Genomic DNA, 13,854 nt, shown 5'->3' with positions numbered 1-13,854 from the left:
GAAATTGTACAATTATGTATTAAATGCATCATGACCACGTGTTAAATTTGTACACGTGGTCTTTTTTGGGGAAAAGATAATTATAGAGGAATGAGGGGATTTTATGTACAATTTCTTCCAGCGTTTAGGTAGGTCGTTAATGTTACCTGTTGCTGTGTTACCGGCAGCTGCAATAATAACAGGTATAGGGAATGCGCTAGCGGCAATTGGCATCTTACCACATGTTGCCACATTTTTTACGAATGCAGGGTCGACGATACTTGAACAATTGGGTATTTTATTTGCGGTCGGTGTAGCATTAGGAATGGCTAAGAAAAATGATGGAGCAGTAGCTTTAGCAGCTGTCGTAGGTTTCTTTTTAACGACAGTCGTATTAAGTCCTGCCAAATTGGCACCATTATTAGGTGTTAAAGAAACGGGCGTTGATAAAGCGTTTGAGCAAATGAATAATGCGAATGTTTTTATAGGATTAATTGTAGGACTAGTTGCAGCATATGCTTATAATAAATTTAGTCAAACAGAATTACCTACAGCTTTATCGTTCTTTAGTGGTAAACGTTTGGTGCCAATTATGACAGCTTTCTTTAGTATTATTTTAGCTGTAGTGTTGTTGTTTGCATGGCCATATATTTATAATGCAATCGTAGCATTTGGTATGTGGATTATGGGCTTTGGTCCTACTGGTGCATTTATTTACGGCTTCTTTAATAGATTATTAATACCTACAGGACTACATCATGCTTTAAATTCAGTATTTTGGTTTGATCTAGCAGGTATCAATGATATGGCTAAGTTCCAAACGGGTGAAGGTGCAGTAAAAGGTGAAACAGGACGATATATGGCTGGTTTCTTCCCAGTTATGATGTTCGGTGTGCCTGCCGCTGCATTAGCTATGTACCATACTGCTGAAAGTAAGCAGAAAAAGCGTGTGTATGGCTTGATGTTCGCAGGGGCCATATCAGCGTTTTTTGTAGGTGTGACAGAACCAATTGAATTTTCATTTATGTTTGTTGCTCCGATATTATTTGTTATACATGCCTTTTTAACAGGACTGTCATTATTTATTGCAGCATTATTCCAATGGACTGCCGGCTTCACCTTTAGTGCAGGATTAATAGACTATGTTTTATCGTTAATTAATCCGAATGCTAATCAACCATGGATGTTGTTAGTACAAGGTATTGTATTTTTTGTTATTTATTATGTTGTCTTTAGAGTAGCAATTAAAGTATTGAAACTTAATACACCTGGTAGAGGAGATAATCTTTTAGCAGATCCAACGAGTGAAACAGATGCAAAGCAAGCAGATGAAAACACAAACTCAAATGACCGTAAATATAGTCAAACAGCTATACAAATAATTGAAGGACTTGGTGGTAAAGAAAATATTACTTCTTTAACAAACTGTGCAACACGTTTACGTATGGAACTAAATGATAATGATGTACTTGATGAATCTAAAATTAAAGCTGCAGGTGCAGTAGGTGTTACAAAAAGTGGAAAGCATAATGTACAAGTCATTATCGGTACTCATGTGCAGCAAGTCGCAGATGAAATTGAAATGAAGATGGAACAATAAATAGCATAATTTAAAGAAGAGCAAATGATTAAATTCATTTGCTCTTCTATGTATAAAATAGTAAAATTGTGTGGTATCAGAATTTTCTGAATTAGGAGAGTGAGTAAGATGAAATCAGTATTGTTTGATGTTGATGGCGTCTTTCTAAGTGAAGAAAGGTGCTTTGATGTTTCAGCGTTAACTGTATATGAAATATTAATGGATGACGCGTTTTTAGGTCTTGATCCATCAGTTGATTTTAAGACATTAACTGACGATGATATTCAAGACATAAGAAGTAAAATATTTGATAACGACAAGATTCTAGAAAAGTTGAAATCATTAGGACTTAATTCAAATTGGGATATGCTTTTTGTTGTAACTGCATTACATTTTATTGATGTCTGCAAACAGTTAACAAGTATACAATTAGTAGAAGTTCTAGATGACCAAAAATTTAACCAAACTACATTACAAAGTATTGGTTCTGCTGTTTCTGACGTCACACTAGATTATTCAGCACCACTCGCATTTTTAGATAAAGTGCAACCAGGAAAAGATTTTATTTATCAAGCATTAATAGAACATGCTGCTACTACTTTACATACGTCTAAAACTGCTTTATTTGAATTAAAAAGTGCGTTTTGGACATTAGCACAAGAAGTCTATCAAGAATGGTATCTCGGTTATAAGTTATTTGCTGAAGTTGAACAAAAAACTAATCGTACGGACTACAAGCAAGGGTATATTTATAATGAAGTCGTTTTACGCCCTCTCGATGAGATTAAAACATTATTAGAGGATTTAAAAACGGCGGGCTATCAAATTGCAATTGCTACAGGACGTCCACGCACTGAAACTATCGTTCCCTTTGAAACAATTCACATAAAGGAATTATTTGATGATGAACATATTGTAACTGCGAGTGAAGTACTAATCGCAGAAGATTTATATCCAGAATTAAAACCATTAGGTAAACCCAATCCATTTAGTTATTTAGCAACACTAGAAGGTAACGATCAATCTAAATATCAACATTATGCTTCTAATCAAGAGAATCGCGTAAATAAAGAAGATGTTTATATAGTAGGGGATTCCTTGGCAGATTTACTGAGTGCTAAAAAAATTGGCGCGACATTTATTGGGCCACTTACAGGGTTGAAAGGCCAAAATGCACGTGAAGAGTTAGAAGCTTATGAAGCGGATTATATTATTAACCATGTAGGTGAAGTTAGAAATATTTTATTATAAAGTGTAAATATAAGTACGAACATTATAGTGATAGTGTGAATATAAACTCAAGAAAAATGACCCTTCATTAATTATATGAAGGGTCTTATTTTACTTTCAAAAGTATACTGATTTTGTAATGTGCTGTCGCCCAGGGGAATAGTAAATGTAAGGGTCTACAGTCTGGAACTATACATCAGACAAGTATGCAAAGTCTAAATCTTTAGCATTCAAATATAAAGAGGACCAATCCAGATTAAGGATTAGTCCTCTTATTTTGAGAATGCGTATTTATGTCACAGTCTTTTTAGTGGAATAACTTATTTAAATAGTTTTTTGATTGCCAAAATATAATGATTAAATAGAATAATTAGTGCTGTGTTGCAAATCTAATTGTACGTTACGGATTAAATTAAATCCTTCAATTTGGTATAAATCATTAATTATTTCTTCATTGACTGGATGGTCTACTGATAAAATCATTAAAGCATTTCCACCTTGGTTTGTACGGCCTAAATGCATTGAAGCAATATTTATGCCATATTCACCTAGAATTTGACCAGTTTTACCGACAATACCTGGACGGTCTGTGTGATTAACAATTAATTGATTTTTTTCAGGTTTAAAGTCGACAGGATAGTCGTTAATTCTAACTATGCGTGGGCCATAACCATTTAACACTGTGGCACCAATTTTTATTTGAGTATCATTGTTGGTTAAAGTTAATTCTATATAGTTACTAAAGCCATGACGTTTGGTATTTTTTTCTATATTATATGAGACACCTTGTTCATTTAATAAAACAAGTGCATTGATTAAGTTAACACGTTCTGCTAAGTCTTGACTTAATACTGAACTTACTAAAGTACGCGTGATTAGACTAGTGTCATCTAAAGCTATATCACCTTCATATTTAATGTGTAATTCACGTGGAGCTTTATCTAATAATTGAATACCAACTTCTCCAGTTAATTTACTTAATTCAATAAATGGTTTTACTTCTTCATGTGTTTCATCAAATGTCATGCGTGGTGCATTTACAGCATGTAAGACATTACCATTTTCAAAAATATCAATAATTTCATTAGCTACTGATACTGCAACTTTTTCTTGCGCTTCGACTGTTGAAGCACCTAAATGAGGTGTAACAATAACTTTATCATGATTTGCGAAAGGTGACTCTGTAGCAGGTTCTGTTTCAAATACGTCTAGTGCTGCACTTTGAATTTGATCATTATTTAGTGCATCTAATAAAGCTGCTTCATCAATGATACCACCACGAGCAACATTGATAATTTGTAAATTCGGCTTAGCTTTATCAAAGAATGCTTTACCAACGATACCTTTTGTTTTAGGCGTAAGTGGAGTATGCACCGTAACAAAATCGGCTTGTTCGGCTATTTCATCAACAGAAGCACGCGTAACTTCTAACTCTTTAGCTTTTTCTTCAGATAAGTATGGATCAAAAGCTAAAATTTTCATACCAAAGCTTTGAGCACGTTTGGCCACACCTATTCCTATTCTACCAGCACCTATAACACCTAAAGTTTTTGTGTATAATTCTGTACCGCGATACGCTTTACGATCCCATTTACCTTCTTGCAATGATTTATGAGCTTGAGGGATATTTCTAGCCATTGATAAAATCATTGCCATGGAATGTTCAGTAGCTGAGATAGTATTACCATCAGGAGCATTGATTACAATAATCCCATTTTTTGTTGCAGCATCAATATCTATGTTATCTACACCGACACCTGCACGTGCAATAACTTTTAAATTTTTGGCAGCTTCAATTACTTGTGCATTGACTTGAGTCTGACTACGTACAATTAAAGCTTCATAATTTCCAATTTCATCTATTAACTGTGCTTCAGTTAAATCTGTTGCAGTAGTTAAATCAAAATTAGAGTGTTCATGTAAACTAGCTAAACCTTCTGGTGAGATTGGATCAGATACTAAAATTTTATACATATGCTTTTACTACCTCCATATATTGTGTTAATGCTTTACCAATTAATGATGTATTTCTATATTCAGAAATGATAATTTCTAATGCAGAGACAACTTGTAAAATATCGAAAGGTGAAATTTTACCCATGTGACCGATACGTAATATTTGTCCTTTTAAATGGCCTTGTCCGCCTGCAATAGTAATTGAGAAACGAGATTTCAATTCATTTTTAATATATGCTAATTCATCTTTGCTTTGTGGTACAAAAGCTGTGACAGTAGGGGAAGCATATTGATCTTCTACTAGTAAGTCTAAATCTAATGCCTTAAGCGCACTTCTTAAACCGTCTCTAATGGCATAATGACGAGCAATTACATTATCAAAGCCTTCTTGTTCAACAAGTTGTGCATATGCGTTAACGCCTCTGAATAATGCAACATTAGGTGTGAAAGGTGTGGAGTTGTCGGCCAAAGATTTCAAATACTTATTAAAGTCTAAATAAAATCTAGGTGTTGTCACTTCACTGAATCGTTGTTTTGCTCTGTTATTATATGCAACAAATGCTAGTCCCGGAGGTAACATTATGGCTTTTTGACTACCTGATATTAAGACGTCGATATTGTCACGAGCAATATTAGCATCAACAGCACCAATACAACTGACACCATCAACAATGTAATAAATGTTCTCGTCAAATGATTTAAGTGCTGCGCCCAGTTCACCGACTGGATGTAATACCGCGGTAGATGTTTCACAGTATTGACAATAAACAGCAGTAATATCGACGTTTAGTTCTGTTATGAAATCGATGAATGCAGGAACATCAACAGCCTGTCCCCATTCAACATCAAAGATATGTACGTTTTGGTAATATGTTTCGGCAATTTGTTTAAAGCGGTTGCCAAATGCACCAGAAACAATAATAACGATGTGATCATCAGGATTAGCAATATTTAACATACTTGCCTCTAATGAACTCGTTCCGCTTGATGTTAAAATCATCACTTCGTTCTCTGTGCCAAAAACAGGTTTGATTGCTTGAAATGCTTCTTGTGCAATTGCTTCGAAATCACTTGATCGGTGACCGACCATTGGTTCTTGTGTTGCATGTAGTATTTCATCAGGTACAGGTGTAGGACCTGGTGTTAGTAACAATGGATGATATTGTTTCATTTCAAATTCCCCCAATACTCAAGATTTTTCAAGTTTAGCAAATTTTCAGACAATATAAAAGTGCAAAAGTGAACATTAATAGAAAAGAACCCCTAAAAAAGAGGTTTTGAAAGGGGTTACATTGTGATGGTTTACACGTTTGTGAAATTAAAAATATTTTTTTATTTTATTTGACGGAACATTCTATTTTCACAGCAACGTTCCCTCGTATTGAGTTTGAAATCATACAATTATTGTCTGCAATCTTTAGTAATTTCGATAATTTATTGTTCAACATTTCTTTTTCTGAATCATCAATATCAATAATAGGATAATGTGTAATTGTATCCATTTTGAATTTTCCTTGTTCGAAAATGGCAGTGCCTATTGATTCTTGAGTTATGGCGATTTGACGAAAACCGGAACGTTCTAATACAGCAGCCAAAGAAATGATATAACAAGATGAAGCTGCAGAAACTAGTAATTCGTCAGGATTAGTACCTGTTCCATTACCACCTAATCCAGCTGGAATAGAGATAGGGGCATTGATGACATCTCCCTCAGTATTACCAACTGATTCTCTTCCGCCTTCCCAAGTAGTAGTGACTTTAAAATCATGTTTAACCATATTGATGTTACCTCCATAAAAGATATGATATTTTTAGTGTAGGCGATAAATGAATAGAAAGAAAGAGGAGTGACTTGAAACATGGGTTCTAATGAATGTTTAGTAATTGCCCATCGTGGTTTGGCGGCAACTTATCCTGAAAACACTTTAAAAGGCATTGAAGCAGCGTTGCTATTAAATATCGATTTTTTAGAAATAGATGTACATAAAACGAAAGACAATGAGTTGGTAGTGATCCATGATGATACAATTGATCGTACTTCTAATGGTAGTGGTCGAATACAAGATTATACATTAGCGGAGTTAAAAAAGTATGATTTTGGAAGTTGGAAAGGGGAGGAATTTGCAGGTTTAACTATTCCAACGTTGACGGAAGTTTTAGATATGGTTGTGCAATATAATCAAAAGTTACTTATTGAAGTGAAAAAGCCTAAACAATATCCCGGCATAGAGGATTTGTTAATATCAATGTTAACAGAACACAAAATAGCTACAGAAGATGTAGTAATTCAGTCTTTCGATAAAAAAAGTATGAAGTATATTGCCTCACTTACAATAGGACATCAATTAGGTGTGTTATTAAGTAGAAAAAGATACTGGTATCAAAAACCTGACTTCAAGGCACTGGCCGAATATGCTACTTTTGCAAACCCAGACTTTAAGTTGGCAACTGCAGAATTTGTGCAACAAGCACATGAACATAAGCTTTTAGTTGCTCCATACACTGTGAATGACTTAACAACTAAAGACCAACTATTAACTGCAGGTGTTGACGGTATTATTTCTGACGCACCAAATATGCTATTCAATATCGAGTAATTTGATATTGAATAGCATATTTTTGTGATATTAATGTTAGTTACATCATTATTAGTCTAGTGTAACCAATTTCGTTTGAGTAACCCCATAACGTAACAGTCACTATATTGACCGCGAGTATAAAAATGTTCTTTTAAAGTACCTTCAATTTCAAAATTTTGACTGCTATAGATATGTACCGCTTTATCATTGGTAGTATCAACGAATAAATATATTTTGTTTAAGTTTAATACTAAAAATGCATAATCAATAGCCATCTTAAACGCGGATTTTGCATAACCTTTACCATTGTATTGTGGATCTACTATGATTTGAATCTCACATGTACGATGTATAAAGTTAATTTCTACAAGTTCGACAACCCCGATGCGTTTAGAATCTTCTTCGATAATGAAACGACGTTCGGATTCATCTAAAATATGTTTTTGATACAAAGATTGTAATTCACTTAAAGATTGATAGGGTTCTTCAAACCAATAAGACATAATAGAATATTCATTGTTTAAATGATGGACAAATTTTAAATCAGTAGCTTCTAATGCTCGGATAATCATTTTCCCACTCCTTTCCTATATTTTATATAAAATTGGAAATAAAGTAAAAAAAACCAAGAAGTCTACTAAGAGATCTTCTTGGTTTAGTAACAATAAAGCTATTATCTTGAGTAGTACTCAACGATAAGTTGTTCATTGATTTCAGCTGGTAATTCACTACGCTCAGGGATACGAACAAATTTACCTTGTAAGTTATCAGCGTCGAATTCTAAATAATCTGGTACGAAGTTATTAATTTCTACAGATTCAGCGATAATATCTAATTTTTGAGATTTTTCACGAATTGAAATTTCTTGACCAGGTTTTAAAGTGTATGAAGGGATGTCAACACGTTTGCCATCTACTTCAACGTGACCGTGGTTAACTAATTGACGTGCTTGACGACGAGTACGAGCTAAACCTAAGCTATAAACAACAGCATCTAAACGAGCTGCTAATAATTGCATGAAGTTTTCACCGTGTACACCGTGTTGGTTACCAGCAATTTCGAAAGTATTACGGAATTGTCTTTCAGTCATGCCATATAAGTAACGTAATTTTTGTTTCTCACGTAATTGTAAACCATATTCTGATAATTTTTTACGTTGGTTAGGACCATGTTGTCCTGGTGCGTAAGGACGTTTTTCTAATTCTTTACCAGTACCACTTAAAGAGATACCTAAACGACGAGATTTTTTCCAGTTTGAACCTCTGAATCGAGCCATATTAAGACTCCTCCTTTTTCTTTTTTGTAGTTATGAAAAAACAAAAAAGAGTGTTACATGCTTATTTGGATATATTATTTTATGTGTCTTCACCTCATAGCGCTGGTTACGCGACACGTCCTCGTTGGGAATAACATAGAGCCAACTAATATGTAACTGCTACTTTCGTTTATTCACACAAAGTTCATTGTAACATCATATTACGAAATGTCAATACTTTCTTCTCAGAAATTGAAAGTAATTGATTAGTTTAGTTGTTCTTCTATAATTTTAACCATTTCTTCAAGTTCGATTTTATCATCAGCAGTAAAACGATTATGAATTGGTGCATCTATATCAAGCACACCAATAACTTTCCCATTTTGATGTATAGGTACAACGATTTCAGATTTACTGTTTGCATCACAGGCAATATGACCTGGGAAGGCATTTACATCTGCTACTACTTGTGTTTGATTTTCAGCAACGGCTGTACCACAAACACCACTTCCAACCGCTATATGTACACATGCCGGATGGCCTTGAAATGGTCCTAAAATCAATTCATCTTGCTCCATTAAGTAAAAACCTACCCAATTGACTTGATCTAAATTATCATTGATTAATGCAGAGGCATTGCTTAAGATAGCAATTAAGTTATGCTCATCTTCAATTAACGATTTAAGTTGTTTTTGAGCCATATTGTAATTTGTTTGTTTTATTTCTACCATATTTTATAAACCTCGCTTCAAATATTGTGAATAATATAATGACAAATGGTATAGTAAGTAATTAAAAGATTCAAGTGCTTGAACTTGGAATAATGTGTTTTTTGGTAGGTAAGTTGAAAAATGTAAAATTAATCTGCAAATTTAACTGATTTCTATTTTAATGTCAAACCAAATTACGTTATAATTGAAATGATAAAATAGGAGGAGAAAATATATGGCACTATATATTATTTTAGCAATTATTGTCATTATACTGATAATAATCGGTGTATTATTCTATATGCGTTCAAATAAAAGCCACATCATTGAAAAAGCTGAAGAACGAAAATTAAAAGTAGAGCAATTACCTTATAATGAGAGTTTATCAAAACTATCAGATTTAAAATTAACAGGTGAAACAAAAAGTACATATGACGACTTAAAGGCATCATCACAACAAAGTAATAACCAATACCTCGCACCAGTAGATGAGAAAATTCATAATGCTGAAGGTTTACTTGGCAAATTTAAATTTGCTCAAGCTCAATCAGAAATTGATGAAGCGCATGAGTTAATGGATCAATATGAGCAAAATTATGAAAAAACTAATACGCAAGTAGATGAAATTGTAAACATACATAAGAAAAGTGATAAATTGTATGAAGAATGCAAGAATGATTATCGTGAAATGAAACGAGATGTACTTGCGAATAGACATCAATTTGGCGAGGCTGCAACACCTTTAGAAAATGAAATCGAGTCTTTTGAACCTGAAATGCAAACGTATGAGACGATGAAAGAAGAAGGTAATTATAACCAAGCATATCAACATATCAATACATTACATGAAGATATGAACTTCTTGAAAAAGGATATGTCAGAAATTCCTGATTTAATTCGTGAAGCACAAAAAGAATTACCGGGACAATTCCAAGATTTGAAATATGGTTGTAGAGATTTAAAAGTTGAAGGTTATGATTTAGATCATGTTAAAATCGATAGTTCTTTACAAACATTGAAAACGGAATTAAGTTTTGTTGAGCCAATGATTAGTCGTTTAGAGCTAGATGAAGCTAATGAAAAATTAATCAGTATTAACGATCGTTTAGATGAAATGTATGATTTGATTGAACATGAAGTGAAAGCAAAAAATACAGTTGAAGAAACAAAAGAAACGATTACTGATAATTTATTCAGAGCGAAAGATATGAACTATACGATTCAAACTGAAATTGATTATGTGCGTGAAAACTACTATATCAATGAAAGTGATGTTCAAAACATAAGACAATTTGAAAATGAAATCCAAAATTTAATTACAGTATATGATGATATTTTACGTGAAACTTCAAAATCAGCAGTTCGATATAGTGAAGTTGAAGACAATTTGAAATATATTGAAGAACACGTAACTGTTATTAATGACAAACAAGAGAAACTACAAAATCATTTAATTCAACTACGAGAAGATGAAGCGGAAGCAGAAGATAATATCCTTCGTATACAAAGCAAAAAAGAAGAAGTTTATAGAAAATTATTAGCTTCCAACTTGCCAAGTGTACCAGAACGCTTCATTATTATGAAAAATGAAATTGACAATGAAGTTCGTGAAGTAAATGATAAATTTGAATCACGACCAATTCACGTCAAACACTTGAAAGACAAAGTGTCTAAAGTAGTATTACAAATGAACAAATTTGAAGATGAAGCTACTGATGTGCTCGTAAACGCAGTATATGCAGAAAGACTTATTCAATATGGTAATCGTTATAGAAAAGATTATTCTAACGTTGATAAAAGCTTAAATGAAGCAGAACGTTTATTTAAAAACAATAGATATAAACGCTCAATCGAAATTGCTGAGCAAGCACTAGAAAGCGTTGAGCCGGGAATTACACAACAAATTGAAGATAATGTTACTAAAGAAAGTGTTTAATCGTTAGTTAAACATTAGCTAACAATTTAGTTGTAAAACCGCCAAAATGTATGCTATTTGATATTGTATAGAACTAAGGTGAGAGTGAGATATGACCTCAAATTAAAATTATTTGAAGTCATTCTTACTCTCATCTTTCATTTTTGTCAAAAAATAGTATAATGCTTTAGTAGATTATAATACGAAATGCACTATTAATAATTAAGTCATTGATATATCTAACATGTATATGAAATATGAAGGAAACTAAAGGAGTGTCAAAATGATTTACCTAGATAACGCGGCGACTACTAAACCTAACCAAGATGTGTTAGATACATTTGTGAAGGTGAATCAAAGCTTATATTTTAACCCTAATAGTCCTCATAAAGCAGGATTACAAGCAGAACAACTATTACAACAAACGAAACGTGAAATAAAGGAGTTATTGCAGTTAAATAATGCTTTTGAAGTGTTGTTTACTAGTGGTGCGACAGAATCAAATAATATTGCATTACAAGGTATTGCACGTAAGAAAAAAGCGTTTGCTCCAGAAATTATTACCTCAGTACTTGAACATCCATCAGTATTAGAAGTTGTCAGAGCTTTAGCAGACGAAGGTTTTTGTGTGAAGTATGTAAACATTACTGCTGAAGGGCAAGTAGATGTAAACCATTTAGCTTCAATGATGTCTGATAGGGTTGGTTTGGTTACATGTATGCACGTAAATAATATCATGGGACAAATACAACCCATCCCAGAAATTGCAAAAATAGTGTCACAGTATCCAAAGGCACATTTTCATGTTGATGCAGTGCAAGCAATTGGTAAAATACCATTATATTTTAATCAAGTAGATAGTATGAGCCTGAGTGGTCATAAATTTAATGGTTTGAAAGGCCAAGGAGTACTATTTGTTAGAAATATACATCAACTCGCTCCAATAATGTATGGTGGCGGACAAGAATTCGGTATTCGTAGTGGTACAGTCAATCTACCAAAGAATATTGCCATAGTAAAAGCAATGAAATCAGCTGTATTAAATCAAGCATCAACATTTAATGTGCTACAAACATTAAAAACACAATTGATTTCATTTATAGAAGAGTTTCAAGGTGTTTATTTGAATTCTCCGGAAGGTAGTTCTCCTCACATAATTAATATTGCTTTCCCGGGAGTTAAAGGAGAAGTATTGGTTAATGCCTTTTCCAAGTATGATGTTATGCTGTCGACGACGAGTGCATGTTCGTCCAAAAAAGCGAGCTTAAATGAAGTATTACTAGCTATGGGAATAACTGAAAAACGAATTGAAGGTAGTATCCGTCTTTCATTAGGCAGTCATACGACAGTTGAAGATATTGAAGATTTTAAAGCGCAATTTATAAAAGTGTATGAAGAAGTTAAGGAGTTGTTAAAATGATATACGATCATATTTTAGTAAGGTATGGTGAATTAACGTTAAAGGGTGCCAACCGCAAAGTATTTGTAAGTCAATTACGCAGTAATGTGAAACGTGCCTTAATGCCGTTACAGGGTTATAAAGTCAAAGCAAATAGAGATAGAATGTATATTGAATTAGATGACAATGCCGAGATAGAAGAAATTATGGAACGATTGAGCCATGTGTTTGGCATCCATTCAATAAGTCCAGTACTGAAAATAGATAAAACAATAGAAGCTATTAATGCGCAAGCGATTCAATTTGCCCAAAGTTATAATGCCGGTGAAACATTTAAAATTGACGTAAAACGTTCGGATAAACAATTTCCGTATGATACGTATCAATTACAAAAGGAAGTAGGCGGAGCTGTACTTAAAAATAATGAACAGGTTGTAGTAAATGTTAAAAATCCTGATCATGTTATTAAAGTAGAAGTGCGATTAGATGCAGTATATGTTTATGATCGTACAATATATGGTGCAGGTGGTTTGCCAGTTGGAACAGGTGGCAAAACGCTACTTATGTTATCTGGTGGGATTGATTCACCTGTTGCAGGAATGGAAGTTATGCGCCGTGGTGTAACTATCGAAGCTATTCATTTTCATAGTCCACCATTCACGAGTGAAAAAGCAAAAGAAAAAGTTATTGAATTAACGCGTATTTTGTCACAACATGTTGGTCCAATTAAATTGCATATCGTGCCATTTACGGAATTACAAAAACAAGTAAATAAAGTAGTAAATGAACGCTATACAATGACATCAACACGTAGAATGATGATGCAAGTTGGGGATAAATTAGCGCATAAAATTGGAGCGCATGCTATTGTTAATGGTGAAAATCTAGGACAAGTGGCAAGTCAGACGCTAAAAAGTATGTATGCTATCAACCATGTAACTTCTACTCCGATACTAAGACCATTATTAACATTAGATAAAGAAGAAATTGTAACTAAAGCTAAAACAATCGGTACATTTGATATTTCAATACAACCATTTGAAGATTGCTGTACTATTTTCACACCCAAAAATCCAATTACCGAACCGGATTTAGAAAAAGTTGTGAATTATGAAAGTGCATATGATTTCACAGATATGATAGATCGCGCTGTTGATAATATTGAAACGTTGACAATCACTAAAGATTATCAAAGTGAAAAAGATAAAGCTGCGAGTGAATTAGCAGATGAATTGTTTTAAATAATACATTG

At 33.4% G+C, this 13,854-nt stretch carries 12 protein-coding genes; 6 read left to right on the top strand and 6 right to left on the bottom strand.

Translation table 11 applies throughout. The features are described from left to right. Positions 1-103: 103 nt before the first annotated feature. Positions 104-1,579 (top strand): N-acetylglucosamine-specific PTS transporter subunit IIBC, encoded by a 1,476-nt coding sequence (nagE, locus tag JVU85_RS11415; RefSeq protein ID WP_002510214.1) that lies wholly within the window; start codon positions 104-106, stop codon positions 1,577-1,579. A 108-nt stretch (positions 1,580-1,687) separates the two neighbouring features. Beyond that, positions 1,688-2,809, top strand: coding sequence for an HAD family hydrolase (locus JVU85_RS11410; RefSeq protein WP_204171695.1), 1,122 nt, complete (start codon positions 1,688-1,690; stop codon positions 2,807-2,809). Positions 2,810-3,145: 336 nt separating this feature from the next. Here JVU85_RS11410 and serA read toward each other — a convergent pair whose 3' ends face one another. The 3 genes from serA to JVU85_RS11395 all read right to left on the bottom strand — a co-directional run bounded on the left by serA (position 3,146) and on the right by JVU85_RS11395 (position 6,522). Further along, positions 3,146-4,762 (bottom strand): phosphoglycerate dehydrogenase, encoded by a 1,617-nt coding sequence (gene serA, locus JVU85_RS11405; protein WP_002510216.1) that lies wholly within the window; start codon positions 4,760-4,762, stop codon positions 3,146-3,148. Further along, positions 4,755-5,915: a pyridoxal-phosphate-dependent aminotransferase family protein gene (locus JVU85_RS11400; RefSeq protein WP_002510217.1), complete on the bottom strand. Its 1,161-nt coding sequence runs from the start codon at positions 5,913-5,915 to the stop codon at positions 4,755-4,757. The genes serA and JVU85_RS11400 overlap by 8 nt, the downstream gene beginning before the upstream one ends. Before the next feature lie 166 nt (positions 5,916-6,081). After that, on the bottom strand, positions 6,082-6,522 hold the full coding sequence (locus JVU85_RS11395) for an SACOL1771 family peroxiredoxin (RefSeq protein ID WP_204171694.1): 441 nt from the start codon (positions 6,520-6,522) through the stop codon (positions 6,082-6,084). A gap of 81 nt (positions 6,523-6,603) precedes the next feature. Between JVU85_RS11395 and JVU85_RS11390 the strand changes: the two genes are divergently transcribed. Further along, positions 6,604-7,341 carry a glycerophosphodiester phosphodiesterase gene (locus tag JVU85_RS11390; protein ID WP_204172604.1) on the top strand — a complete coding sequence of 246 codons (738 nt, stop codon included), beginning with the start codon at positions 6,604-6,606 and terminating at the stop codon, positions 7,339-7,341. A 56-nt stretch (positions 7,342-7,397) separates the two neighbouring features. Here JVU85_RS11390 and JVU85_RS11385 read toward each other — a convergent pair whose 3' ends face one another. From JVU85_RS11385 to JVU85_RS11375, 3 genes are all read right to left on the bottom strand, one after another. After that, entirely contained in the window at positions 7,398-7,895 is a 498-nt protein-coding gene (locus tag JVU85_RS11385) for a GNAT family N-acetyltransferase (protein ID WP_002510220.1), read from the bottom strand. A gap of 101 nt (positions 7,896-7,996) precedes the next feature. Then, positions 7,997-8,599 (bottom strand): 30S ribosomal protein S4, encoded by a 603-nt coding sequence (rpsD, locus tag JVU85_RS11380; protein ID WP_002510221.1) that lies wholly within the window; start codon positions 8,597-8,599, stop codon positions 7,997-7,999. Positions 8,600-8,844: 245 nt separating this feature from the next. After that, on the bottom strand, positions 8,845-9,309 hold the full coding sequence (locus JVU85_RS11375; protein WP_103387814.1) for a GAF domain-containing protein: 465 nt from the start codon (positions 9,307-9,309) through the stop codon (positions 8,845-8,847). 214 nt (positions 9,310-9,523) lie between these two features. On the opposite strand from JVU85_RS11375, the gene ezrA reads away from it, so the two are divergent. From ezrA to thiI, 3 genes are all read left to right on the top strand, one after another. Beyond that, positions 9,524-11,224 carry a septation ring formation regulator EzrA gene (ezrA, locus tag JVU85_RS11370; protein ID WP_002510223.1) on the top strand — a complete coding sequence of 567 codons (1,701 nt, stop codon included), beginning with the start codon at positions 9,524-9,526 and terminating at the stop codon, positions 11,222-11,224. Positions 11,225-11,486: 262 nt separating this feature from the next. After that, positions 11,487-12,623, top strand: coding sequence for a cysteine desulfurase family protein (locus JVU85_RS11365; protein ID WP_204171693.1), 1,137 nt, complete (start codon positions 11,487-11,489; stop codon positions 12,621-12,623). Next, entirely contained in the window at positions 12,620-13,843 is a 1,224-nt protein-coding gene (gene thiI / locus JVU85_RS11360; RefSeq protein ID WP_021459796.1) for a tRNA uracil 4-sulfurtransferase ThiI, read from the top strand. Before JVU85_RS11365 ends, thiI begins: the two co-directional genes overlap by 4 nt. Positions 13,844-13,854 lie beyond the last annotated feature (11 nt).

This window comes from Staphylococcus sp. GDY8P72P, assembly GCF_016890655.1.
In the GTDB taxonomy this organism is placed as follows: domain Bacteria; phylum Bacillota; class Bacilli; order Staphylococcales; family Staphylococcaceae; genus Staphylococcus; species Staphylococcus arlettae.
This window is presented reverse-complemented; position numbering and strand designations above follow the sequence as displayed.